This is a genomic window from Pseudomonas sp. P4_C4, from assembly GCF_056402055.1.
This window is the reverse complement of the sequence record NZ_JBFUID010000006.1, coordinates 83804-109016: the sequence shown is the minus strand read 5'-3', so window position 1 is coordinate 109016 and position 25213 is coordinate 83804. Positions and strand designations below refer to the sequence as shown.

Below are 25213 nucleotides of genomic sequence, written 5' to 3'. Positions count from 1 at the left end.
GACATTGATGTTGACAGGCTTTGCGCTATCGCGAGCAGGCTCGCTCCTACAGGGGTTGTTGATCGACCGGCATCAGATTTACCCGCAAGACCCTTCATTAAAGCTCCAGGCCTGTACCCATGAACTCCCAAAGCATCATCGTCCCGAAAATCTCCACCCTGCCGGTCCACGAACCCCGGGCCCGGGCCGTCGTGCGCTGGCTGGTGCGCAAGAACATCATCGAGGAGGAGCTGACCACTTGCGGCCGCACCGGCAATCGCATGGCCCACGCCATCGCCGACGGTGCCCGCGCAGTGGTCCTGCACCCCGAAGCCCTGCCGTTCGGCGAGCCGATCAATGGCCTGGAGATCATCACCAAGCGCTGCATCTATACGCCAGCCAAGGGTTTCCTTGAAGAAGCGGGCTGCGCCGAGTGCCGCAAGGAAGTCGGTGAAGCCCTGTTCGAAAGCCTGGAAGACTGGATGCCGGGGCGCACCGACAACTTCACCTGCCCCGAATGCGGGCATGAAGACGACATCAACGGCTTCCTGTTCCTGCAGGAATGCGGCTTCTCCAACCTCGGTTTCATCTTCAATAACTGGGCCGAAGCCGGGTTCAAGCAGAGCTTTATCGATGAATTCGCCGATTGGCTCGATCAGCCGGTCAGCTGGGTGAAAGTCGAACTCTAAACGCCGTATGCCCCTGTAGGAGCTGCCGCAGGCTGCGATCTTTTGATCTTGTTTTTTAAAAATCAACATCAAAAGATCGCAGCCTGCGGCAGCTCCTACAGGGGCGATATGTTCCGTATATCTATAAGGTCGATAATAGATAGAGTTTTACATTGAACCCGAGGGGGTGTCTGACTATAATGGCGCGCTTCCATTTTCCCGCTCGGGAGCCCCCGCGATGCTGCGTATCAGCCAAGAAGCTCTGACATTCGACGACATTCTCCTAGTGCCCGGTTATTCCGAGGTGCTTCCTAACGAAGTCAGTCTCAAGACCCGCCTTACCCGTGGCATCGAGCTGAATATTCCACTGGTTTCCGCTGCCATGGACACCGTCACTGAAGCCCGTCTGGCAATCGCCATGGCTCAGGAAGGTGGTATCGGTATCATCCACAAGAACATGACCATCGAGCAGCAAGCGGCCGAAGTCCGCAAGGTCAAGCGTTACGAAGCCGGTGTGGTCAAGGACCCGATCACCATCGTCGCCGACGCCACCGTGCGCGAGTTGTTCGAACTGACCCGCATGCACAACATCTCCGGCGTTCCGGTGCTGCACAATGGCGACCTGGTCGGCATTGTCACCTCCCGTGACGTGCGTTTCGAGAACCGTCTGGAAGCCACTGTCCGTGAAGTGATGACGCCTAAAGAGCGTCTGGTCACGGTCAAGGAAGGCGCCGACAAGAACGATGTGCGTGAACTGCTGCACAAGCACCGCATCGAGCGCGTGCTGATCGTCGACGACAAGTTCGCCCTCAAGGGCATGATGACCGTCAACGACATCGAAAAAGCCAAGGCTTACCCGCTGGCCAGCAAGGACGATCAAGGTCGTCTGCGTGTTGGCGCAGCAGTCGGCACCGGTAAAGACACCGGTGACCGCGTTGCCGCGCTGGTCGCTGCTGGCGTTGACGTGGTGGTAGTCGACACCGCTCACGGTCACTCCAAGGGCGTGATCGACCGCGTTCGCTGGGTCAAGCAGAATTTCCCTGAAGTGCAGGTCATCGGCGGCAACATCGCCACCGGCGCTGCCGCCAAGGCCCTGGCCGAAGCTGGCGCTGACGCAGTCAAGGTCGGTATCGGCCCTGGCTCGATCTGCACCACCCGTATCGTCGCCGGTGTCGGCGTGCCGCAAATCAGTGCCATCGCCAACGTTGCTGCTGCCCTTGAAGGCACTGGCGTACCGTTGATCGCCGACGGCGGCATCCGTTTCTCCGGTGACCTGTCCAAGGCCATCGTAGCCGGTGCTTCCTGCGTGATGATGGGCTCGATGTTCGCCGGTACCGAAGAAGCGCCGGGCGAGATCGAACTGTTCCAGGGTCGCTCGTACAAGGCTTACCGCGGCATGGGTTCGCTGGGCGCCATGTCCCAGGCCCAGGGTTCCTCCGACCGCTACTTCCAGGACTCCTCGGCAGGCGCCGAGAAGCTGGTTCCGGAAGGTATCGAAGGGCGTGTTCCGTACAAGGGCACCCTGAGCGCCATCATCCATCAGCTGATGGGCGGCCTGCGTTCATCGATGGGCTACACCGGTAGCGCCGACATCGAAGAGATGCGCACCAAGCCTGAGTTCGTGCGGATCACCGGCGCCGGCATGGCCGAATCCCACGTTCACGACGTGCAGATCACCAAGGAAGCGCCAAACTACCGCGTAGGTTGAGCCTTCAAGCAACAAGCTAAGCAACCGGGGCTGTTTTATTCAGCCCCGAGTTGTTTCTGAATCACGACTGTTTCTGAATGACTTAGACGAGACTGAATCATGGCCCTCGATATTCACGCTCACCGCATCCTGATCCTCGACTTCGGTTCCCAGTACACCCAACTGATCGCCCGCCGCGTGCGTGAAATCGGCGTGTACTGCGAACTGCACCCGTTCGACATGGACGAAGATGCGATCCGCGAATTCGCTCCTAAAGGCGTCATCCTCGCCGGCGGCCCAGAGTCGGTTCACGAAGCCAACAGCCCGCGCTGCCCGCAAGCCGTTTTCGATCTGGGCGTGCCGGTCTTCGGTATCTGCTACGGCATGCAGACCATGGCCGAGCAACTGGGTGGCAAGGTTGAAGGTTCCGAGCTGCGTGAGTTCGGTTATGCCCGCGTAGACGTGGTCGGCAAGAGCCGCCTGCTCGATGGCATCGAAGACCACATCGACGCCGACGGCCTGTTCGGCCTCGACGTATGGATGAGCCACGGTGACAAGGTCACCCGCATGCCGGAAGACTTCCATATCCTGGCCAGCACCCCGAGCTGCCCGATCGCCGGCATGTTCAGCGACGAGCGTCGCTATTACGGCGTGCAGTTCCACCCGGAAGTGACCCACACCAAGCAGGGCGGTCGCATCCTGTCGCGCTTCATCCTCGACATCTGCGAGTGTGAAGCCCTGTGGACGCCGTCGAAGATCGCTGAAGACGCCATCGCCCAGGTTCGCGCCCAGGTCGGCACTGACAACGTCCTGCTTGGCCTGTCCGGCGGTGTGGACTCGTCCGTGGTTGCCGCGCTGCTGCACAAGGCCATTGGCGACCAGCTGACCTGCGTGTTCGTCGACAACGGCCTGCTGCGCCTGCACGAAGGCGAGCAAGTGATGGCCATGTTCGCCGAGAACATGGGCGTCAAGGTGATCCGCGCCAACGCTGAAGATCAGTTCCTCGACAACCTGGCCGGCGAAGCCGACCCGGAAAAGAAGCGCAAGATCATCGGTCGCACCTTCATCGACGTATTCGATGCCCAGTCGAACAAACTGGAAAACATCAAGTACCTCGCTCAGGGCACCATCTACCCGGACGTGATCGAGTCGGCTGGCGCGAAAAGCGGCAAGGCCCACGTGATCAAGTCGCACCACAACGTGGGCGGCCTGCCGGAAGAAATGAACCTCAAACTGGTTGAACCGCTGCGCGAGCTGTTCAAGGACGAAGTCCGTCGTCTGGGCCTGGAACTGGGCCTGCCGTACGACATGGTCTACCGTCACCCGTTCCCGGGCCCGGGCCTGGGCGTGCGGATCCTTGGTGAAGTGAAGAAGGAATACGCCGACCTGCTGCGTCGCGCCGACCACATCTTCATCGAAGAACTGCGCAAGGCCGACTGGTACCACAAGGTCAGCCAGGCGTTCGTGGTGTTTCAGCCGGTGAAATCGGTTGGCGTGGTTGGCGATGGCCGTCGTTACGCCTGGGTCGTGGCCCTGCGTGCCGTGGAAACCATCGACTTCATGACCGCGCGTTGGGCGCACCTGCCTTACGAACTGCTGGAAACCGTCAGCGGCCGCATCATCAACGAAATCGAAGGCATCTCCCGCGTCACTTATGACGTGTCGAGCAAGCCGCCGGCGACGATTGAGTGGGAGTGATCGTGATTGAGCTTGTGAACCCAGGCTCAAAACGATAGTGGCAAATGAAGCCCCCGATCGAGAGATCGGGGGCTTTTTGCATTTCAGAGAGCGGGTGCCGGGTTAGGCAGGCGACCTATGAAAACCATGCCGGTTCGTGTGAGCGCACGGGACAGTTCTACGATGTTTGCGTAAGGCACCCGATGGACGGCGGTCCATGACGGACGGACGATCAGATACTCACCGTCAACCGTACGCCCGACCGGCGTTCGGGCAATCTGGCCGTCTCTGCCGCGATGAACCAGCGTCCAGTCGTCATTCGACTTCTCAAAGGTGAACATGCCTTGGCGCAGCAACAGTCGGTTGAGTTCCTCGGACGTTCTTTCGAGCAGCGGCAGTGGCATCTGCAAACTCAGATCGGCGGATAAGGTATCGGAATCTCCGTTGAAGGGGGCATTTTGCGCAAGAGTAACGCGGTTCACTTCGATTCCTCGATCCAGCTCGATCAGCAAGTTGTTTTCAGGCAGCACTTCTTCGATGCGCAGACCGATACCACCGTGGATTTCGCTGATGCCCGGCATGCTCCGAAAGGTATTGGTGTTTTCCTGATCGGTCAGCACAACCCAATTGCCGGTCCCGTTGAGCGATTCGTTTGCCTCCATGATGGTATGGGTGAGATAGCTCTTGATGGCTTGCTCCTGGGTGTCAGGAAGTGCAAGGCCGGGGTAGCGGTAGCTCGCCAGACAATCCGTTGCCTGAACCCGAATCCCGTTGAGTCGGGCAGTCTTGACCACCTCAAGTGGTGTGTACTGCCCGGATGGATCGCTTTTCAGTTGTTGCAGGTACTTTTCGAGGTCATCGGACATCTCTCCGGTCCTGGCGAATTCATTCAAGTCCAGTTGACTGAAGTCGTTGAGCAAACGATGAAAATAGAGCGTTTTAACTCCTTGTCGGGAAAGGGCTGGCATGTTCTCGATGAGAAAACGCATGCTGGCAATGCGATCCTGACTCTCACCGATGACCAGGCCCGGTGCAGCGTTGAACACTTTCTCGATCAGTTCCGGGGCAGTGGTCGATGGCGTGACGACGGGGACGACCGGGCGTGCCGGTAAGGAAGCGAACAATCGGGTGCGGGAAAAGTAGTTGCGGGCGTCCAGTGACAGCTTGATCCGACGGGCATCGATGTATTCTTGATAGGGGGTTAGAAGCATCACACGCCCATTACCCTGCGGGATCATTTTGATATGGATTTCCGGTTTGCCCAGCGCCAGTCTCCTGACGCTGTATAGGTTCGGGGCATCGTACTGTGTGACGGGTTTACGCACGCTGACTGGCGGCGTGTTCTGTACCACCGCTTGCGACGTTCCCCTGAGGGTATTGCCGCCTCCTTTGAGGCCATATCGCTGCATCGTTTCCCACTCGCCTTCGGCATTCAAACGAACAGGAATCGAGCCAGCGAACGTTGATGGACGCTCCGGATCAATGATTGCCCAGTGCCCGGATCCGGTACCATCGCTTTGAAAGCGAACGTAATAGGGCATCTCGTCCAGCATGATGGCGGTCGAGGGTTCCGAGTCGAGTCGATAGATGCCCTGGAATTTTCCAGAACTTGATTCGGGTGTTAACCCTTCCAGCACTTCGTTGGCTTGCCAGTGCTGAGGGATGGTCGACCGCTGAAGTTCAGGCGCTACCTGGGCAAGTTCCTCGACCACCGAGGCAGCACCCTCTGCCTCGCCGGTTACCTCAGGCCATCCCATTGGCTGCATGCCTTTTTTGATCAATGCCTGTTTCAGTTCATCAAGGCTATTTACCGTCATGGTGTCGTAGGACGGCCTGAGCGGGGTATCCAGATTCATCCTGCCTTCAGATGTCATTCTGATCACACTGTCTGCCATTCGATTTTCGGCATCGCGGTAAACCACCAGCAGGCTACTTCTGTAACGCTGGAAGGTGAACATCCCGGGATCCGGCAGCAGCGCTCGCAAGTCCCGTGAACTGCGGTAGGCCCACGGCGTTTGCATTTGTACACGCCAGTCGGCTTTGATTCGCGCTACGACCCCGCCGAAATCACTGAGGCCGTCCACCACTTCAGAAACAGGGGAATCCGGATAGTCGTCATACTCCACCGCTAATCCTGGATCGAGATCGATGGGTTGAGCCTGGCCCGGTATTACATCGTCGACCCGAATACTCAGGGCGTCGGTCTGCTCGCTGATGCCCTGGTAGTCTCTGAAGCTCGTCATATGCTCCTGATTGACCAAGGCAATCCACTTGGCGGGCCCGTTTAATTCTTCATTGGTTTTAATGACCTCGCTGGCAAAAAAGCTCCTTGCCATTCGAGTGTTCGGATCACGCAGAAGAAAGCGTTCATTGATATGGAAGGTCGTCGACATGTCGACGGCTTGAACCCGGATGCGCTGGGCATTGGCCGCTTTCACCAGTTCCATCAGGTTGAATTTACCCTCGGGATCGTTGCCGGCATGGATATCGAGTTTTCTCAGGTAGCTCTCCAGCTCCTCGGGCATTTCGCCGGTTCTTGCAAAGGTATCCAGATCGAGCTGGTTGACGTTGGCCAGCAGTTCCTGCAAGTACAGTGTCTTCACGCCACGCTGTGCCAGGGTGGGCATGTTTTCGATCAGCAATTGTTTGCTGCCGATGCTGCCGCGGCTCTCGCCCACGACGAGTCCCGGTTTTTCGGCAAATGCGCTATCGAACAGCTCGGTCGATGTGTTTAATCGTTCAGACAATACCGGTGGACGAAGCGTTGGGGGATTGAGCTCGTAGTAGGCTTTTGCATCGCTGATGAGATTGCTGCGAGATTCTTCCTGAGCCAACTCGAATTCGCTCTCGGTCGTAAGAGCTTCGTCATCGACAGACATGAAATTACTACGGGCTCCCCCGGCATCAGCATCGATCCCGAGCACGCTGCGCACGTCGATCGAGCCGACAGTCCATACCCTCCTGAACACACAGAGCACGTCGGGTCCGCCGAGTGCCCAGGCTCTCATTTCGGGATCTGTGAGGCCGGGGACATGAATGCCGGGCGTTCGCGCCCACTCTTCGACGACAGGCTCATTTGACGCGCCAGCGAGTGGAGGTACGTCCATGCCTCCTCTTAGTCCTAATCGGGGGAGGATTTCCCATTTGCCTGCGGCATTCAGACGTACAGGGATAGACCCCGAGGAGGCCAGGGGATTGGTCGGGTCGATAATTGCCCAATGGTTGCCTCCATTGAGATTATCGATATAGCGCACGTAGTAAGCGTTGTCGTTGATCTTGATGGCCGATGAAGGGTTGGAGGTCAGTGGGTAAGTGCCTTGTAGCTTGCCCGGTTCACGAATCAGTGTGTCGTCATTCAATGACACATCGATTTTGAAGGAGTCCGGGACCTTCACGGCCGACTCGACATCGACCAGCTGTTGCACCGGTGTGCCGGCTGGTGTTTGCTCGGGGGCTTTGGACGATTGCATTCCCTCCTTCAGCTCCGCCATTTCCTGAGCTTCGGCCGCATCGATCTCGGGGCCGACTTCTTGTAGCGAACCCGGCCCTTTGAGGACGAGCAGATTAAACAGCACATCGATGCCCGAGAGTACTGCACCAAGGACGCCAGCCTTGCGTTCTGCGGCAGTTTTGGCATTGACCGCTTGATCGATGTTCAACCCCATGTTGGCGATGCTGGCGCCCACAACCGGTAGTGCGACCGGCCATCCCACAACCGCCATCGGGCCAAAGACTTTCACACTCGCAGTGAGGTAACCGATCCAGAGCTTCTTGCGCAGATCGCCATTGGAGGTCAGCGAAAGCACGGCTTCGGCGAGCATGGCGTCTTTTGTCGAGTCGCGTAGCCAACTGAACGCGTCACCGCTGATGGCCTGGTTTTTCTGGTTGATCAGGTGATGGTCATATTTACCCCACGTGGCGACCAGTCGATTCATCAGGTCGGTGATGTTTGTGTCGATATCCTGACGATCTGCCAGGGAAAAATGCGCCATGTACGACTCGTGCGCGTCTCCCTTGTCCATCCACAGCAGCACCCAGTGATGCATGTCGATTGCCGTTTCCAGAACCTGGAAGGGATCGTTGTTGCCGGGCAGGTAAACGACCTGCCGACCTTTGGGCGCCACAAAACGCAGAACAGTGGTCGCGACATATCCCGCGACATCCAGGGTTCGAATGCTGTCGGTGCCGTGGTGTTGTGATTGTAAAAATTGCAGGCTGACAGGCCAGGTAATCGGACCTAACGCAGCATTTGTCACGAACTGGAAATCCTCATCGCTCAACTGGCGTTTATCCCGTGCCTGCACGGCATTTAGCAGGAAGTTGCACTTGGCAAGCGTGCGGAAATCGCTGCCGGAATCACTCCAGAATGCCGTCAGGTGCTTGTTGTAGAGCGAACTGAAATCGATGCTCCAGAAGTCTTTCAACACGTCCTTGCCATGCAGGCGTACTTCGTTGGTTTCATTGAAGTTACCCGCGCCCGGGCCGGCGCTATAGAAGCCGGCATACAGGTCGAGCAGATCGGCGTTGTCCTGGTCAGTGGCGCGAAAGCGGTGGATCACCAATTGCGTGAGGGTCATGGATGACGTCGGCGTCGCGTTGACATGCTCCCAGCCGGTGAAGGCTTTCGAGCTGCTTTGGGCTGCGTCGAAGCGATGGAAATACACGTTGTCCGGATCGAGGCCGGTGATGCCGTATTTTTTCAGCAGGTTGCCGGCGACCTCATGCGCCGTGTCTTGCAGGCTGGGACAGGTCTTGATAACGCGAGTGGCGATCGCCTTGAGCGCTGCCTTGTCGGCGGCATTGGGCAGTGGGCGTGTTTCTGTTGGGTTCATGCTCTCTATCCTTGAGTAACGGGCGCCGAGGATGACCCGTTCGTTCAAGGAATGTGCACTACATAGTTATGCCCATTGGTGATTMAGTACCGTGTAGTCTCAGCGCCGCGCCACATCCGAAAAGTAGAACTTATCCAGCGTATGCCGCGATTCGGTGTACTCGAACTGCCTCCCATCCTGCAAAAACGTCTGGTTGCTGACCACGATCACATGGCTCTGGCCGTCGAGGTCCAGGTGTTGCTGGTCGTCCTTGCTGAGGGGCACCGCTTCGATGGTGCGCTGGGCGTAGGCGATTTGCAGTTGCAGGGTCTGCTCGATGAAGGCGTAGATCGATTGTTCGGCGATGTCGCGGGACAGGCCGGGAATCACGTCGCTGACGAAATGGTTGATGTCGAGGATCACCCGTTTGCCGTCGATTCGCCGCACGCGCTTGATCCGCGTGATCAGGCTGCCTTCTTCAGCCTTGATGTGTTCGAGCAGTGGGCCTTCGAGGGGAATCTGGGTGAATTCGACCACCTCGGTGCTGACGTCGTTGCCCAGTCGCGGGTAGGTTTCCTGGAAGCTGACGATACCGCCGAGCTGAAATTCGATCGGGTTGGTCGACAGCACGAAGGTGCCTTTGCCATGGACTTTCTGCGCAAAACCGCGCTCCTGCAATTGCTCGATGGCCTTGCGCACGGTGCCGCGGCTGGCTTGATAGCTGTCCATCAGTTCGGTTTCGGAGGGCAATCGGGCGCCGCGTTCCAGACGTTCGGTCGTGATGCTGGCAAGCAGATCGCTGTAGATCTGGTTGTATTTACTCATGGGGATGGCTCTATGCCGCGCTGTGCTCAAGGTTTCGAACCTTAAGGGCAGGGTAGGGGTTTGTCCATGCGGCTTTGGGTTTCTTTGACTTCGGATGTAGGAAATATCGCTGCCTGTCAGGTTCAGGATAAACAAGATCAAACTCGTCTGTACGAGTTGTTGCAATAACTCGTACAGACGAGTACTTTTCGTTTCGGCGTGCTGCCAATAACAAAAAACTACAGTGGAAGAACAAGCATGAGCCACGACTATCCGAATATCGTCACTGAGCTGCTGCACAACCTCGGTGGCAGCGACAACCTCGAGCAGGCCGCGCATTGCGTCACACGGCTACGCCTGGCCCTCAAGGACCCGAGCCTGGTCAACAGCGCCACGCTGAACCAGATCGATCTGGTCAAAGGCTCGTTCTTTACCGGCGGCCTGTTCCAGGTGGTCATCGGCCCCGGCGAAGTGGAAAAGGTCTACGCCGAGCTGCGCCGGCAAACCGGTCTCGCCGCCTCGACCATCGCCGACGTTAAACAAAAAAGCGCCGACAAGATCCACCCGATGCAGCGATTGGTGCGGGTATTTTCCGACGTGTTCATGCCGATCCTCCCGGCGCTGATCATTGCCGGCCTGCTGATGGGCATCAACAACCTGATCGGCGCCAAGGGCATGTTCATCGAGGGCAAGACCCTGCTCGATGCCTACCCTAAGCTTGACGGGATCTGGAGCCTGATCAACCTGATGGCCAACACCTCGTTCGTGTTTCTCCCGGCGCTGGTGGGCTGGTCGGCGGCCAAACGCTTTGGCGGCAGCGAAATCCTCGGCATTGTGCTCGGCCTGATGCTGGTGCACCCGGATCTGCTCAATGCCTGGAACTACGGCAAAGCAGTGGCGGGGCTGGAGGGGCAAAGCCTGCCGTACTTCGACATCCTCGGTATGTTTCAGATCGAGAAAGTCGGTTATCAGGGACAAATCCTGCCGATCCTGCTGGCGGCCTACGTGATGAGCGTGATTGAAAAGTGGCTGCGGGCGCGGGTGCCTAACGCGGTGCAATTGCTGGTGGTGCCGATCACTACCATCGTCGTCACCGGTGTGCTGGCGCTGGCGGTGATTGGCCCGGTAACCCGTCATCTGGGGATTCTCATCACCGAAGGCGTGGTCACCCTGTTCGACCTGGCGCCCATGGTCGGCGGCGCGATTTTCGGGCTGCTCTACGCACCGCTGGTGATCACCGGCATGCACCACATGTTTCTCGCGGTCGACCTGCAACTGATCTCCACTCAGGGCGGCACATTCATCTGGCCGATGATCGTCATGTCCAACCTCGCCCAGGGCAGCGCGGCACTGGCGGTGTTCTACATGACCCGCAGTGTGCGGGACAAGAGCATGGCCTCGACCTCAGCGATTTCTGCCTACTTCGGCATCACCGAACCGGCCATGTTCGGGGTCAACCTGCGCTACAAGTTTCCGTTCTATGCGGCCCTGATCGGCTCGGCGCTGGGCAGCATTTTCCTGTCGCTGAACAAGGTCCAGGCCTCGGCGATCGGCGTCGGCGGATTGCCCGGTTTCATCTCGATCATTCCGCAGTTCATTCCGATGTTCGTGATCGGGATGGTGATTGCCATGGTCGTGCCGTTTGTTCTGACCTGCGGGTTGAGCATGAAGATTGTCCGGCCCGGGTATCGGGTCGCCTGATAGATCGCATTCGCCCTACGGGGCCGGCACAAATTTAAGAGGAAGTCCCGCCATGCAAGACTGGCAACGTTCGGTGATCTACCAGATCTACCCGAAGAGTTTTCACAGCCACGCCGGCAACCCCACGGGGGATTTGCTCGGCGTCGTGGCCAAGCTCGATTACCTGCACTGGCTGGGTGTCGATTGCCTGTGGATCACGCCGTTCCTGCGTTCGCCCCAGCGCGACAATGGTTATGACATCAGCGATTACTACGCCATCGACCCGAGCTACGGGACCATGGCCGACTGCGAGTTGCTGATCGCCGAGGCCGGTAAGCGCGGGATCAAATTGATGCTCGACATCGTGGTCAATCACACCTCGATCGAACACACCTGGTTCCAGCTGGCCCGCAGCAGCCTCGATAACCCCTACCGCGATTTCTACATCTGGCGCGACCAGCCGAACAACTGGGAATCCAAGTTCGGCGGTTCGGCCTGGGAGTACGAGGCCCAGACCGGTCAGTACTACCTGCACTTGTTCGACCACACGCAGGCCGACCTGAACTGGGACAACCCCCAGGTGCGTGCCGAAGTCTTCAAGATGATGCGTTTCTGGCGCGACAAAGGCGTGGGTGGTTTCCGTCTGGACGTGATCAACCTGATTTCCAAACCAGCGGATTTCCCCGAGGACAACACCGACGGTCGACGTTTCTACACCGACGGCCCGAACGTCCACGACTACTTGCAGCAAATGCACCGTGAAGTGTTCGAAGGCCATGACCTGATCAACGTCGGCGAGATGTCATCCACCAGCCTGGAACACTGCATCCGCTATTCGCGGCCAGAGTCGAAAGAGCTCTCGATGACCTTCAACTTTCATCACTTGAAGGTTGATTACCCGAACCTGCAAAAGTGGATTCGCGCCGATTTCGACTTCCTCGCACTCAAGCGCATCCTCTCCGACTGGCAAACCGGCATGCAGGCCGGCGGCGGCTGGAACGCACTGTTCTGGTGTAACCACGATCAGCCACGGGTGGTCTCGCGTTTTGGTCATGACGGTGAGCATCGGGTGGTGTCGGCGAAGATGCTCGGTACGGCGCTGCATTTCCTGCAGGGCACGCCGTTTGTGTATCAAGGTGAAGAACTGGGCATGACCAATCCGGGGTTCGATCACATCGATCAGTACCGCGATGTCGAAACCCTGAACATTCACCGGCTCAAGCGCGAGGCAGGTAGCAGCGACGCCGACAACATGGCGGCGATCATGCAGAAGTCCCGGGACAACGGTCGCACGCCCATGCACTGGAACGCCGAGCCTAACGCCGGTTTCAGCGCTGCCGAACCATGGATCGGGGTGCCGGCCAACGCGGCGCAGATCAACGTCGCCCACCAACTCGACGACCCGGATTCTGTGTTGCATTACTACCGTCAGCTGATCGCCCTGCGCCGCCGTGAAACGCTGATGTCCGACGGTGTGTATCGGCAGTTATTGCCTGAGCACACGCAAATCTGGGCGTACGTGCGTGAAGGCCATGGCGAGCGTTTGCTGGTGCTGAACAACTTCTACGGCACGCCGTGCGAAGTCGAACTGCCGGATGAGGTGATCAGTGAAGCGATGGCGCAACGGCTGGTGATCAGCAACTACCCGGACTGTCCGCTGCGCAATCAGCAGGTGTTTTTACGGCCGTTTGAGTCATTCGTGCTGCACCTGACTGACCACTAGCCCTTAACCAATAAAAGCACCGTTTCAAAAAACACGCAGAACGCTGCGCGGGGGAGTTTTGCGCGCCGATTTTGCTGCATCACACAATAAGAATAATGAGGTGGTTCTTGAAAACAACAATAAATCGCAGCCTTGTAGCGGCGGGCGTGTGCCTGGCATTACCACTGTCGGCCCAGGCGCTGGAGTTCTCCGGTTACTTGCGTAGCGGCGTCGGGACCTCGGTTAACAGCGGTAAGCAGCAGTGTTTCCAGTTGCAGGGAGCGCAGACCAAATACCGCTTGGGTAACGAATGTGAGCAGTACGCTGAACTTGAACTGCGCCAGGATCTGTACACCCTGGACGATGGTTCGGTGCTCAGCGTCGACGGCATGGCATCGCTGTATAACCAGTACGACAAGGACCTGACGTTCAACGGTGACAACGGCTCGGTGCGCATGCCCCAGATGTACGCGCAATGGTCGAACATGCCCAGCCTCAACGGCGGTTCGCTGTGGGCCGGTCGGCGTTACTACAAACGGAACGATATCCACATTTCCGACTTCTATTACTGGAACCAGAGCGCTACCGGCGGCGGTATCGAAGATGTGCTGATCGGCGATCTGAAGTACAGCTACGCCTTTTCGCGCAAGGACAACCTGTACCAGAAGGATTATGTCACCCGGCAGGATTTCAACGTCGCAGGTTTTCAGACCAACCCCGGCGGTGAGCTGGAGTTTGGCCTCAGTTACATCGAAAAACCTGGCCGCAGCGATGCGCACGCAGGTTGGGCAATCACCGCCCAGCATGTGCAGAAAGACTTCCTCGGCGGTAAGAACAAACTGGCGCTGCAATACGGCAAAGGGCCTGGCACCGGGTTGGGTTACACCGGCGATGTGGGCCTGGACGACAGCAACAAGAGCTACCGGCTGGTGGAATTCTTCGACTGGCAAGTGACACCGCGTTTTGGTGGTCAGGTCGAAGCGGTCTATCAGAAGGATATCCGCCCGGACGGTAACGGCCAGAACTGGATTTCCCTGGGTGTTCGCCCGGCTTACGCAATCACCGACCAATTCAAGTTGGTGACTGAGCTGGGACACGATCAGGTCAAGGCCCCAGGAGGTACGCGCAAGTTGAGTAAATTCTCCTTTGTCCCAACCTGGTCGCCAAAAGGCCCGGGGTTCTGGGAACGTCCCGAGGTGCGTTTGTACTACACCTATGCCAGCTGGAACGAGGCGGCCAAACGGGCGGCCAACGAGCTGGCGGCGGGTTCGGCGTTGTCCGACACCGGTTCCTTCGGCACGGCGCGACACGGTGCGAACGTCGGATTGCAGGTCGAGTATTGGTGGAAATAAACGCATACCCCTGTAGGAGCTGCCGAAGGCTGCGATCTTTTGGCGTCCTTGAGGACACCAAGATCAAAAGATCGTCCGAACGCGGCCCGAACCTTCGGCAGCTCCTACCCGGTACCGCAATATCCCAGCGTCTTTTATAAAGAACAAAACAGCAGGTGACGTCATGGCTACACCCCAACAATTGCAACTGCTGGCACCCTTGTCCGGCGTGCTGATGCCGCTGGACATGGTGCCCGATCAGGTGTTTTCCAGTCGCGTGATCGGCGACGGTCTGTGCATTGATCCGACTTCGCAAACCTTGTGCGCACCGCTGGCCGGGGTGATCAGCAATGTGCAGGTCAGTGGGCATGCCGTCAGCATCACCGACGACAATGGCGTGCAGGTGCTGATGCACATCGGCCTCGATACCGTGAACCTGGCCGGCAAAGGTTTCACCCGGTTGGTGGAGGAAGGTCAGCGGGTAGTAGTGGGGCAGGCGCTGATCGAGTTCGAGGCCGATTACATCGCCTTGAACGCCCGCAGTTTGTTGACCTTGATGCTGGTGGTCAGCGGTGAGCCGTTCACCTGGCTGACACCCGAAACGGGTGTGGTGGAAAGCGGTCAGCCGCTGCTGAGTCTGAATCCATCCGCAGAGGCGGCCGATGAGCCGATGCCGGAGGAGGGCGAAGCGCTGTTCTCCAAACCGGTGACGCTCCCCAATACCAACGGTTTGCATGCTCGACCTGCGGCAGTGTTTGCCCAAGCGGCGAAAGGCTTTTCGGCGAGTATTTGCCTGCATAAACAGCAGAACAGCGCGAACGCCAAATCCTTGGTGGCGATCATGGCTTTGCAGACCGGCCATGGTGACATCCTGCAGGTCAGCGCAGAGGGCGCGGATGCCGAAATGGCGATCAAGACGCTGGCCGAGTTGCTGGCCGCCGGTTGCGGGGAAGTCGTGACGGTGATGGCAGAGGTTGAGACGGTTGCTGCTGAGGCCTCATCGCTGAAGGTGCTGCGCGGCGTCTGTGCATCGCCGGGGTCGGCGTTTGGCCAGGTGGTGCAAATTGCGGAGCAGACCCTCGAGGTGAGTGAGTCCGGCGTCAGCCCTCAGGTTGAGCGCGAACACCTGTCCCGGGCGTTGGCGGCAGCGGTTCTGGCCCTGCAGCAGTTGCGTGACAACGCCACGGGCGACGCTCAGGCAGACATCTTCAAGGCGCATCAGGAACTGCTCGAAGACCCTGGCCTGCTGGATCAGGCACTGGCACTGATCGATGCAGGCAAAAGCGCCGCTTTCGCCTGGCGTGCGGCCACCGAGTCGACGGCAGCCTTGTTCAAAAGCCTGGGCAATGCCTTGCTGGCCGAACGGGCTGCCGACCTGGCCGACGTCGGTCAACGGGTACTGAAGTTGATTCTCGGTGTAGAAGATCGTGCGATGGAGTTGCCGGACGGGGCGATTCTGATTGCCGAGCAACTGACGCCCTCCCAAACGGCTGGTCTGGACACGCGCAAGGTGCTGGGGTTCGCCACGGTCGGCGGTGGAGCTACCAGCCATGTGGCGATTCTCGCGCGGGCCTTCGGCTTGCCGGCGATCTGCGGCTTGCCGGTTCAGGTGCTGGCACTGGCCAACGGCACGCGGGTGTTGCTCGATGCCGACAAGGGCGAGTTGCAGCTGGATCCTGAACTGACCGCCATCGAGCAGTTGCAAACCCATCGTCAGCAGCAAAAGAAACGCCAGCAATACGAGCTGGCCAATGCAGGGCTGGCTGCCTGTACCCGTGATGGGCATCACGTTGAAATCACCGCCAATATCGCTTCGCTAGCCGAAGCCGAACAGGCGATGGCGCTGGGTGGCGAGGGCGTCGGTCTGTTGCGTTCGGAGTTTCTTTATCTGGATCGCAATCATGCGCCAAGCCATGACGAGCAGGCTTCCACCTACAGCGCCATCGCCCGCGCCCTGGGGCCCGCGCGCAATCTGGTGGTGCGCACCCTGGATGTCGGCGGTGACAAACCGCTGGCCTACGTGCCGATGGACCACGAAACCAATCCGTTTTTGGGTATGCGCGGGATTCGTTTGTGCCTGGAGCGTCCGCAGCTGTTGCGCGATCAGTTCAAGGCAATTCTGAGCAGCGCCGGGCTGGCTCGCCTGCACATCATGCTGCCGATGGTCGCGCAGCTGTCGGAGTTGCGGTTGGCCCGTCAGCTGCTTGAAGAAGAGGCGCTGACATCAGGGCTCACGGAACTGCCGAAACTGGGGATCATGATCGAAGTACCGGCGGCGGCGTTGATGGCTGACCTGTTTGCACCCGAGGTGGATTTCTTCTCCATCGGCACCAACGACCTGACCCAATACACCCTGGCCATGGACCGCGATCACCCACGGCTGGCCAGTCAGGCCGACAGTTTTCATCCCTCGGTGCTGCGCTTGATTGCCAGCACCGTGAAAGCCGCTCATGTCCATGGCAAATGGGTCGGGGTGTGCGGCGCCCTGGCTTCGGAAAAACTGGCGGTACCGCTGTTACTGGGGCTTGGCGTGGATGAGCTGTCGGTGAGCGTACCGTTGATTCCGGCGATCAAAGCGGCGGTTCGCGAAGTGGACCTGCTGGATTGTCAGGCCATCGCCCAGCAGGTGCTGGGGCTGGAAAGTGCCGAGCAGGTACGCGAGGCATTGCGGCAGCACCACGAGGCAACGGTCAATACTTCACTGGTTCTGGAGAACTGAGCATGTTCGAGAAAATGCAGCGGGCGTTCTGGAAAGCTTTGACGCCGGACCTGGTGGTGGATGAGCCGAAAGTGGTGGCTCAGCCTGTTTGCGGTTTGGCCCCGAATGTCGTGGCCGCGCTGGGCGGTGTGGATAACCTCAAGTCGCAACAGCCGATGGCGCTGACCCGGGTGCGGGTGGAGTTGCGGGATGTGGTGCAAATGGATCGGCAGGCGCTAACGGCTGCGGGGGTGCCGGGCGTGATGCTACTGGAGGATGGGGTTGTGCATTTGATTACCGGACTTCAGCCATAACCGGACCTTTGTGATGAGGGGGCTTGTCGGACCGGCGCATCGCCCTGCTGGGTCGCGAGGCGGCCCCTAACTCTGCAATCGCATGGCCTGTGACCATCCGCTGCGCTGCCCTTACTGTTTCTCAACCGCAGGTGTATCGTATTCGCCTTTTGCAGGCCCCTCGCCTGTGGTTGATATGTGAGGTAGTTGAGTTCATGTCCTTTACCCGTCGCCAAATCCTCGGTGGCCTGGCCGGTCTTGTTGTCGTTGGTGTCGGAGCCGGTGGCGCGTCGCGTTACTGGCTGGGCAAGATGGCCGATGCTGACGCCGGTCATGACTACGAGTTGATCGCTGCGCCGCTGGACGTTGAGCTGGTGGCCGGGCACAAGACTCAGGCCTGGGCGTTCGGCCCGTCCGCACCGGGGACCGAGTTACGGGTGCGCCAGGGTGAATGGTTGCGGGTACGCTTCATCAACCACCTGCCAGTCGCCACCACCATTCATTGGCACGGCATTCGTCTGCCGCTGGAAATGGATGGCGTGCCGTACGTCTCGCAACTGCCGGTGCTGCCGGGTGAATACTTCGATTACAAATTCCGCGTGCCGGATGCCGGCAGCTACTGGTATCACCCGCATGTGAACAGCAGCGAAGAGCTCGGCCGTGGCCTGGTGGGGCCGTTGATCATCGAAGAGCGTGAGCCGACCGGTTTCAAGTATGAAAAGACCTTGAGTCTCAAGAGCTGGCATGTCGATGACGTCGGCAATTTCGTCGAGTTCAGCATTCCCCGTGAAGCGGCCCGTGGCGGTACGGCGGGGCGCCTGGCAACCATCAACGGCGTGCCGCAAGCGGTGATCGACTTGCCGGCCGGGCAGATCACCCGTGTACGCCTGCTCAACCTCGATAACACCCTGACTTATCGCCTGAACATTCCCGGCGTCGAAGCGCAGATCTATGCACTGGACGGCAACCCGGTCGAGCCACGACCGCTCGGCAAGGAGTACTGGCTCGGTCCGGGCATGCGTATTTGCCTGGCGATCAAGGCCCCGCCGGCCGGTGAGGAGTTGTCGCTGCGCAACGGCCCGGTACGCCTGGGTACGTTCCGTTCGGTGGCCAATGCCGATGCGCCGACCGAGTGGCCGCCGGCACTGCCGGCCAACCCGATCGCCGAGCCGGACCTGGCCAATGCCGAGAAACTCAACTTCAATTTCGAATGGGTCGGCTCGGTATCGGTCAACGTTGATAACGGCAAGCCGCCGAGCCTGTGGCAGATCAACGGCAAGGCCTGGGACATCACCGACAAGACCTGCGCCGACCGCCCGATTGCCAAGCTCGAGAAGGGCAAGAGCTACATTTTCGAATTGAAGAACATGACTCAATACCAGCACCCGATTCACCTGCACGGCATGAGTTTCAAGGTCATTGCCTCGAACCGGCACAAGGTCATTCCGTATTTCACCGACACCTACCTGCTGGGCAAGAACGAGCGCGCGCAGGTAGCGCTGGTGGCGGATAACCCGGGTGTATGGATGTTTCACTGCCATGTGATCGACCACATGGAAACCGGCCTGATGGCCGCCATCGAGGTGGCGTGATGCGTCAGATTCGTCCCGCCGCCATCATCGACCGCAGCCGTGATCGCGAGTTCATGCGTGAGGCCCTGGCACTGGCGGCCCAAGGCGCGGCCCTCGGCGAAGTGCCGGTGGGCGCGGTGCTGGTGCAGGACGGGGAAATCATCGGGCGCGGTTTCAATTGCCCGATCAGTGCCAGCGACCCGAGCGCTCACGCCGAGATGGTCGCCATCCGCGCCGCCGCCCAGGCCGTGAGCAACTACCGCCTGCCGGGCAGTACGCTGTATGTGACGCTGGAGCCGTGCAGCATGTGCGCAGGCCTGATCGTGCATTCGCGGATTGCGCGGGTGGTGTACGGCGCGCTGGAGCCGAAAGCCGGGATCGTGCAGAGCCAGGGGCAGTTCTTTACCCAGGGCTTTTTGAATCACCGGGTGTTGTATGAAGGCGGGGTGTTGGCGGAGGAATGTGGGGCGGTGCTCAGCGAGTTCTTCAAGGCCCGGCGCGCCAAACCATCAGACTAATCACGGACCCTGTGGGAGCGAGCTTGCTCGCGATAGCGGACTAACATTCAACATCTCTGTTGACTGACAGGGCCTCATCGCGAGCAAGCTCGCTCCCACAGGTTTATTCGGTGTTTGGGAGACTGGGGTTTACTTGCGGGCGACAATGACGGCGCGCATCGGCGCCGGCAGCCCTTCAACGGTCTTGCTGTGATCCTCGGGATCGAGGAAGTCACTGAGCGACTGATACTTCATCCACTGCGTCCCGCGCTGTTCCTCGACCGTGGTGGTGCTCACATCCACGCACTTCACGTCCGTGAACCCGGCACGACGCAGCCACAACTCCAGCGCCGGCACCGACGGCAGGAACCACACGTTGCGCATCTGCGCGTAGCGGTCTTCCGGCACCAGCACCTGATGCTTGTCGCCTTCGACCACCAGCGTTTCCAGCACCAGTTCACCACCTTTGACCAGGCAATCCTTCAGCGCCAGCAAATGTTCGATCGGCGAGCGGCGGTGGTAGAACACGCCCATGGAAAACACTGTGTCGAAACCTTCGAGGTTTGGCGGCAGGTCTTCGAACGGGAAGGGCAGGTGCCAGGCATTCGGCTCGGACAGGTAACGCTGCACCGCCTGGAACTGACAGAAGAACAGCCAGTTCGGATCGACACCGATCACACTGTCGGCACCGGCGCCGAGCATGCGCCACATGTAGTAGCCGTTGCCGCAGCCGACATCGAGGATGCGCTTGCCCGCAAGGTCCAGGTGCGGGGCGACCCGCGACCATTTCCAGTCCGAGCGCCATTCGGTGTCGACGTGCACGCCGAACAGGTCGAACGGCCCCTTGCGCCATGGCGACAGACCCATCAACGCAGTGCGCATTTGCGCGCGGGTTTCATCGTCGCAATCGGTGTCCAGCTTCAGGCCATTGAGCAAATCGACTTCACTCGGCTGGATCTTCGGCAGGGCGTCCAGTGCGCTTTGCCAGCGCTCCAGATCGCCATGACCCTTTTCCATTTTCTTGTCGAGTTGTGCCTGCAGGGTGTTGGCCCAGTCGGCCAGCGGGGTGCCGGCCAGACGGCGGGCGAGGGGGGACAGATCAATCATGGCAAGGCAATCAACGAGGCAAAGTTAAGACACTGGAACCACGGCACGACTTTCGAGAACCCGGCGGCCAGCAGGCGTTCGCGGTGTTCTTCGAGGCTGTCGGGCTTCATGACGTTTTCGATGGCGCTACGCTTCTGGGCGATTTCCAGCTCGCTGTAGCCGTTGGCGCGTTTGAAGGCGATGTGCAGATCGGTGAGCAGTGCGTGTTCCTGCTCGTCTTCGAAGCGCAGTTTTTCCGAGAGGATCAGGGCACCACCGGGCAACAGCGACTGACGGATGCGCGACAGCAACGCCGTGCGCTGGTCCGGGGCGATGAATTGCAGGGTGAAGTTCAGCGCCACCACCGAGGCCGGCTGAAACTCCAGCGCCAGGATGTCGCCTTCGATCACCTCGACCGGCAGCAACTCCTGGAACATCGAATCCTGCCCGTTGAGGTACTCGCGGCAGCGTTCGATCATGGCCGCGGAGTTATCCACAGCGATGACGCGGCAACCGTCGGTGCGCACGTGCCGGCGCAGGGCCTGGGTCACGGCACCCAGCGACGAGCCCAGGTCGTAAAGCACGCTGTCCCGCTGGGCGAACTGCGCGGCAAGCACGCCGAGGTTTTCGACGATGGTCGGATAGCCCGGCACTGAGCGCTTGATCATGTCCGGGAACACCCGCACCACGTCCTCGTTAAAGGCGAAGTCAGGCACCTGGGCCAAAGGCTGGGCGAAAAGGCGATCGGGTTCTTTGCTCACGGCGGTTCCAGCGGTGCAGGTGGAAAAGGCCGGCATTTTAGCCAAGTTGGCGCGGGGATGCGCGGGTTGTCTGATAAAGCGCCAAATCAAAAGATCGCAGCCTGCGGCAGCTCCTACCCTGCAAACGCGATCCCTGTAGGAGCTGCCGCAGGTTGCGATCTTTTTCTCATGCTGGTTGCGTTTTTTTGCTGAAAGCCGAGGCAGTGATACCCCATTGCCCCAGCCAATAGCTGAGGATGATCACATAAGGCGCGGCATCGAACGGCACCACAAACCGGCTGATGCCAATCACGCTGTCGGAGAACACGAACGCCACTGCGCCCGCTGCTGCCCACAGCGCCGAACGCTTGGGCACCTCGGTGCCGAGCCGGGCCAGTGCGCGCCAGAGCATGGCGCTGATGGCCAGACCGTAGACGATCACCGGAACCAGCAATGGCCCCAGTCCATGATTGATCAGGATCCCCAGCAGTACGGCACCAACACCGAGGGCGACAATCAGCGACAACAGCGCCAGACGCCGGCAGTCGCTCAAGTACGCTTTCAGATAGGCCAGATGAGCGACCAGAAACGCGCCCAGCCCAAATACAAACAAGTCCCCCGGCCACGCCAGCAACACGTCGCCGACCAGGGAGAAAATCAACCCCAGGCTGATCCAGCGCCGATATTCACCGGGCGGAGCGTCATGCAACCAGCCGAGCAAGGCCAGCACGGGCAGCGGTTTGACCAGCAGGCACAGCAGAGACGCATGCACGCTCAGGCCGTAAAGAAAGGTCACCGCACCCATCAGCGCCAGAATCAGCCAGCCCACGGTCAGTTAACCGAGATCGCGCAGTCGAACGAGTCCACCGGCAGCACTTCCGGCGCCCACGGCTGTTGCGAGGTCAGGCGCAAACGCCCGGTGCCGGTCGCAAAAGCCTGAAAGCGCCAGGTCGAGACCCCGGCCGCGCCGACGATGCCGGCATCTTCCGGGTTTCGATAAACCTCTGGCCCCAGGGCGTGCAACACGCCGCCGGCCGAATCCTGGATCGCCCAGCGATAGCCCGTGGTCGGATTGCTCGGCAAGGTCAGGATCAGGTTTTGCCCGTTGGTGAGTTTCACCGGACATTCGCTTTGGTTTTCCACTGTCACGTTGTGCGCAGGTTGCGTGGCACATCCGGCCAGCAGGGCGAGGGCGAAGGGGGCAAGCAGGCGAATGGAGGACATAGGCTTCAGGGGCTCCGGCGTTCACGACGAACGGCGAGCATAACTTAAGATGAGACAAAGTGTGATGGCCAGCCAAGGGCTGCAGTGCCAGGACTGACGCTTTCGCTGGCAAGCCAGCTCCTACAGGGTTTTGCAGTGAACACACATTGTGTGAACAGCGCCGACCACTGTAGGAGCTGGCTTGCCAGCGAAAGCGGTGGTACTGGCGCTACATGACTGTCAGAACAACACCTTCGCCACATCCGCAAACCGCTTGGCGAAATGCACGGTAATACCGTCCTTCAAATACTCCGGCAGCTCTTCGAAGCTCCCTCGGTTGGCCTCAGGCAAGATAAGCTCGAATATCTTCTGCCGCCGCGCCGCAATCACCTTTTCCCGCACCCCGCCAATCGGCAGGACATGCCCGGTCAACGTCAACTCACCGGTCATGGCCACGCCTTTTTTCGGTGGCTGGTTGCGCGCCAGCGACAGCAGGGCACTGGCCATGGTCACACCGGCGCTCGGGCCGTCCTTCGGCGTGGCGCCTTCCGGCACGTGCAGGTGGACGAAGGCTTCGTCGAAGAACTTCGGATCGCCGCCATAGGACTTCAGGTGCGAGCTGACGTAGCTGTAGGCGATTTCCGCCGATTCTTTCATCACGTCACCCAGTTGCCCGGTGAGCTTGAACCCACGGTTGAGGGTGTGGATGCGTGTGGCTTCGATTGGCAGGGTCGCACCGCCCATGCTGGTCCAGGCAAGGCCGGTGACCACGCCGACACCCGACAGCACCTGCTCGTTGCGGAACACCGGTTTGCCGAGCGAGGCCTCCAGGTCTTTCGGCCCGAGCTTGATCACCGCTTTCGGCTCGTCGAGCAGTTTCATCACCGCTTTGCGCACCAGTTTGCCGAGGTTTTTTTCCAGCTGACGCACGCCCGCTTCACGGGCATAACCGTCGACCAGTGCCTTGAGCGCGCTGTCGCTGATGCTCAGGCTGCCCTTGGACACGCCGGCTTTTTCAAGCTGCTTGGGCCACAGGTGACGCTTGGCGATGGCGACTTTTTCTTCGGTGATGTATCCCGACAGGCGAATCACTTCCATTCGGTCCAGCAACGGGCCGGGGATCGAATCGAGGGTGTTGGCGGTGCACACGAACAACACTTTCGACAGGTCCAGACGCAGGTCGAGATAGTGGTCGAGGAATTCGACGTTCTGCTCAGGATCCAGGGTTTCCAGCAGCGCCGAGGCCGGGTCGCCCTGATAGCTCTGACCCATCTTGTCGATCTCGTCGAGCATGATCACCGGGTTCATCACTTCGACGTCCTTCAACGCCTGCACCAGCTTGCCCGGCTGTGCGCCGATGTAGGTGCGACGATGGCCCTTGATCTCGGCTTCGTCACGCATGCCGCCAAGGCTGAAGCGATAGAACGGCCGGCCCAGGGACTCGGCGATGGATTTGCCGACGCTGGTCTTGCCCACGCCCGGCGGACCGACCAGCAATACGATGGAGCCGCTGATCTCGCCTTTGTAGGCACCGACCGCGAGAAACTCGAGGATGCGGTCCTTGATGTCGTCGAGACCGGCGTGATGTTTGTCCAGCACCTTGCGCGCGTGCTTGAGGTCGAGTTTGTCATCGCCGTAGACGCCCCACGGCACCGAGGTCGCCCAGTCGAGGTAATTGCGGGTGACCGCATACTCCGGTGAGCCGGTTTCGAGCACCGACAGCTTGTTCATTTCCTCTTCGATGCGTTTCTGCGCTTGTGGTGACAGCACTTTGCCGGTCAGCCGCTGTTCGAACTGTTCGAGATCGGCACTGCGGTCATCCTTGGTCAGTCCCAGCTCCTGCTGGATGACCTTGAGTTGCTCCTTGAGGAAGAACTCACGCTGATGTTCACCGATCTTGCGATTAACTTCGGCAGAAATCTCTTTTTGCAAGCGCGCGACTTCGACTTCCTTGCGCAGCATCGGCAGGACTTTTTCCATGCGCTTGAGCATGGGCACGCAGTCGAGGACTTCCTGCAGCTCACTGCCCGTCGCCGATGTGAGCGCGGCGGCGAAGTCGGTCAGCGGCGACGGGTCGTTGGGGCTGAAGCGGTTGAGGTAGTTCTTTAGCTCTTCGCTGTACAGCGGGTTGAGCGGCAGCAGTTCCTTGATCGCATTGATCAGCGCCATGCCGTAGGCCTTGACCTCGTCGGTCGGCTCGGTGGGCTGGTGCGGGTATTCGACTTCCACCAGGTACGGCGGGCGGTGATGCTTGAGCCAGGTCTTGAGGCGTACGCGGGTCAGGCCCTGGGCGACGAACTGCAGTTTGCCGTTTTCGCGGCTGGCGTGGTGCACCTTGACCAGCGTGCCGTAGAGCGGCAGGGCCGAGGTATCGAAGTGGCGCGGGTCATCCTGGGGCGTGTCCATGTAGAACAGAGCCAGGGAGTGGTGTTCGGACTTGGCCACCAGGTCGAGCGTCTCGGCCCACGGCTCTTCGTTGACGATGACCGGCAGGACCTGGGCCGGGAAGAACGGTCGGTTGTGGATCGGGATGACGTAGACCTTGTCCGGCAGGTTCTGGCCGGGCAAGGCCAGGCCTTTGCCGGGTTTGTGCTGTGGGGCGTTTTCCGGATCGGCGTATTCACTCGGGTCTTCGGGGAATTCCTGCTGGTCGCTCATGTGGGCACCTGCGCAATGGGTATGGGTCTTAGATGGGGCAGGTTGGCGGTGGTTTCAACGGTCATTTTCTGCAACGCGGTGTTTCAACGGCGTGTTCAGGAGAGAGACAGGTTAGCTGGATTGTGGCG

The 25213-nt window shown here is 59.6% G+C and carries 17 protein-coding genes; 10 read left to right on the top strand and 7 right to left on the bottom strand.

Going from position 1 to position 25213, the window contains the following annotated elements; all coding sequences use genetic code 11:
• The first annotated feature begins 119 nt into the window (after window positions 1-119).
• The 3 genes from AC1DXW_RS05825 (at window position 120) to guaA (ending at window position 4032) form a co-directional block, all read left to right on the top strand.
• Window positions 120-668: a hypothetical protein gene (locus AC1DXW_RS05825; protein ID WP_046040989.1), complete on the top strand. Its 549-nt coding sequence runs from the start codon at window positions 120-122 to the stop codon at window positions 666-668.
• Between the two features lie 217 nt (window positions 669-885).
• Complete coding sequence (guaB, locus tag AC1DXW_RS05820) at window positions 886-2355, top strand: IMP dehydrogenase (RefSeq protein ID WP_008053208.1); 1470 nt, start codon at window positions 886-888, stop codon at window positions 2353-2355.
• Window positions 2356-2454: 99 nt separating this feature from the next.
• Window positions 2455-4032 (top strand): glutamine-hydrolyzing GMP synthase, encoded by a 1578-nt coding sequence (guaA, locus tag AC1DXW_RS05815; protein ID WP_477753504.1) that lies wholly within the window; start codon window positions 2455-2457, stop codon window positions 4030-4032.
• An 83-nt stretch (window positions 4033-4115) separates the two neighbouring features.
• Here the strand turns inward: guaA and AC1DXW_RS05810 are convergent, their stop codons facing one another.
• Window positions 4116-8843, bottom strand: a complete 4728-nt coding sequence (locus tag AC1DXW_RS05810) for a membrane-targeted effector domain-containing toxin (RefSeq protein WP_477753503.1) — start codon at window positions 8841-8843, stop codon at window positions 4116-4118.
• A gap of 99 nt (window positions 8844-8942) precedes the next feature.
• Window positions 8943-9647: a trehalose operon repressor gene (gene treR / locus AC1DXW_RS05805; protein ID WP_477753502.1), complete on the bottom strand. Its 705-nt coding sequence runs from the start codon at window positions 9645-9647 to the stop codon at window positions 8943-8945.
• A gap of 237 nt (window positions 9648-9884) precedes the next feature.
• On the opposite strand from treR, the gene treP reads away from it, so the two are divergent.
• From treP to tadA, 7 genes are all read left to right on the top strand, one after another.
• Complete coding sequence (gene treP, locus AC1DXW_RS05800) at window positions 9885-11327, top strand: PTS system trehalose-specific EIIBC component (protein WP_477753501.1); 1443 nt, start codon at window positions 9885-9887, stop codon at window positions 11325-11327.
• Between the two features lie 52 nt (window positions 11328-11379).
• Entirely contained in the window at window positions 11380-13029 is a 1650-nt protein-coding gene (treC, locus tag AC1DXW_RS05795) for an alpha,alpha-phosphotrehalase (protein ID WP_477753500.1), read from the top strand.
• A 107-nt stretch (window positions 13030-13136) separates the two neighbouring features.
• Window positions 13137-14360, top strand: coding sequence for a carbohydrate porin (locus AC1DXW_RS05790; RefSeq protein ID WP_477759830.1), 1224 nt, complete (start codon window positions 13137-13139; stop codon window positions 14358-14360).
• A gap of 163 nt (window positions 14361-14523) precedes the next feature.
• Window positions 14524-17058: a phosphoenolpyruvate--protein phosphotransferase gene (gene ptsP, locus AC1DXW_RS05785; protein ID WP_477753498.1), complete on the top strand. Its 2535-nt coding sequence runs from the start codon at window positions 14524-14526 to the stop codon at window positions 17056-17058.
• A 2-nt stretch (window positions 17059-17060) separates the two neighbouring features.
• On the top strand, window positions 17061-17351 hold the full coding sequence (locus AC1DXW_RS05780; protein ID WP_477753497.1) for a PTS sugar transporter subunit IIB: 291 nt from the start codon (window positions 17061-17063) through the stop codon (window positions 17349-17351).
• A gap of 194 nt (window positions 17352-17545) precedes the next feature.
• A complete protein-coding gene (locus AC1DXW_RS05775; protein WP_477753496.1) occupies window positions 17546-18922 on the top strand; it encodes a multicopper oxidase family protein in 1377 nt (458 codons plus the stop codon).
• Window positions 18922-19419 (top strand): tRNA adenosine(34) deaminase TadA, encoded by a 498-nt coding sequence (tadA, locus tag AC1DXW_RS05770; RefSeq protein WP_223460321.1) that lies wholly within the window; start codon window positions 18922-18924, stop codon window positions 19417-19419. The genes AC1DXW_RS05775 and tadA overlap by 1 nt, the downstream gene beginning before the upstream one ends.
• Window positions 19420-19548: 129 nt before the next feature.
• Here the strand turns inward: tadA and cmoB are convergent, their stop codons facing one another.
• The 5 genes from cmoB to lon all read right to left on the bottom strand — a co-directional run bounded on the left by cmoB (window position 19549) and on the right by lon (window position 25085).
• A complete protein-coding gene (gene cmoB, locus AC1DXW_RS05765; RefSeq protein WP_477753495.1) occupies window positions 19549-20505 on the bottom strand; it encodes a tRNA 5-methoxyuridine(34)/uridine 5-oxyacetic acid(34) synthase CmoB in 957 nt (318 codons plus the stop codon).
• Window positions 20502-21281 carry a carboxy-S-adenosyl-L-methionine synthase CmoA gene (gene cmoA, locus AC1DXW_RS05760; RefSeq protein ID WP_477753494.1) on the bottom strand — a complete coding sequence of 260 codons (780 nt, stop codon included), beginning with the start codon at window positions 21279-21281 and terminating at the stop codon, window positions 20502-20504. Before cmoA ends, cmoB begins: the two co-directional genes overlap by 4 nt.
• Before the next feature lie 130 nt (window positions 21282-21411).
• Entirely contained in the window at window positions 21412-22053 is a 642-nt protein-coding gene (locus AC1DXW_RS05755) for a lysoplasmalogenase (RefSeq protein WP_477753493.1), read from the bottom strand.
• 2 nt (window positions 22054-22055) lie between these two features.
• Window positions 22056-22448: a protease inhibitor I42 family protein gene (locus AC1DXW_RS05750; RefSeq protein WP_477753492.1), complete on the bottom strand. Its 393-nt coding sequence runs from the start codon at window positions 22446-22448 to the stop codon at window positions 22056-22058.
• 219 nt (window positions 22449-22667) lie between these two features.
• Window positions 22668-25085 (bottom strand): endopeptidase La, encoded by a 2418-nt coding sequence (lon, locus tag AC1DXW_RS05745; protein WP_477753491.1) that lies wholly within the window; start codon window positions 25083-25085, stop codon window positions 22668-22670.
• Between the last annotated feature and the right edge of the window lie 128 nt (window positions 25086-25213).

Excerpts from the sequence above, each read along its gene's own strand:
- AC1DXW_RS05825 (WP_046040989.1), top strand. The coding sequence starts at position 120 with ATGAACTCCCAAAGCATCATCGTCCCGAAAATCTCCACCCTGCCGGTC.
- guaB (WP_008053208.1), top strand. The coding sequence starts at position 886 with ATGCTGCGTATCAGCCAAGAAGCTCTGACATTCGACGACATTCTCCTA.
- guaA (WP_477753504.1), top strand. The coding sequence starts at position 2,455 with ATGGCCCTCGATATTCACGCTCACCGCATCCTGATCCTCGACTTCGGT.
- AC1DXW_RS05810 (WP_477753503.1), bottom strand. The coding sequence starts at position 8,843 with ATGAACCCAACAGAAACACGCCCACTGCCCAATGCCGCCGACAAGGCA.
- treR (WP_477753502.1), bottom strand. The coding sequence starts at position 9,647 with ATGAGTAAATACAACCAGATCTACAGCGATCTGCTTGCCAGCATCACG.
- treP (WP_477753501.1), top strand. The coding sequence starts at position 9,885 with ATGAGCCACGACTATCCGAATATCGTCACTGAGCTGCTGCACAACCTC.
- treC (WP_477753500.1), top strand. The coding sequence starts at position 11,380 with ATGCAAGACTGGCAACGTTCGGTGATCTACCAGATCTACCCGAAGAGT.
- ptsP (WP_477753498.1), top strand. The coding sequence starts at position 14,524 with ATGGCTACACCCCAACAATTGCAACTGCTGGCACCCTTGTCCGGCGTG.
- AC1DXW_RS05780 (WP_477753497.1), top strand. The coding sequence starts at position 17,061 with ATGTTCGAGAAAATGCAGCGGGCGTTCTGGAAAGCTTTGACGCCGGAC.
- AC1DXW_RS05775 (WP_477753496.1), top strand. The coding sequence starts at position 17,546 with ATGTCCTTTACCCGTCGCCAAATCCTCGGTGGCCTGGCCGGTCTTGTT.
- tadA (WP_223460321.1), top strand. The coding sequence starts at position 18,922 with ATGCGTCAGATTCGTCCCGCCGCCATCATCGACCGCAGCCGTGATCGC.
- cmoB (WP_477753495.1), bottom strand. The coding sequence starts at position 20,505 with ATGATTGATCTGTCCCCCCTCGCCCGCCGTCTGGCCGGCACCCCGCTG.
- cmoA (WP_477753494.1), bottom strand. The coding sequence starts at position 21,281 with ATGCCGGCCTTTTCCACCTGCACCGCTGGAACCGCCGTGAGCAAAGAA.
- AC1DXW_RS05750 (WP_477753492.1), bottom strand. The coding sequence starts at position 22,448 with ATGTCCTCCATTCGCCTGCTTGCCCCCTTCGCCCTCGCCCTGCTGGCC.
- lon (WP_477753491.1), bottom strand. The coding sequence starts at position 25,085 with ATGAGCGACCAGCAGGAATTCCCCGAAGACCCGAGTGAATACGCCGAT.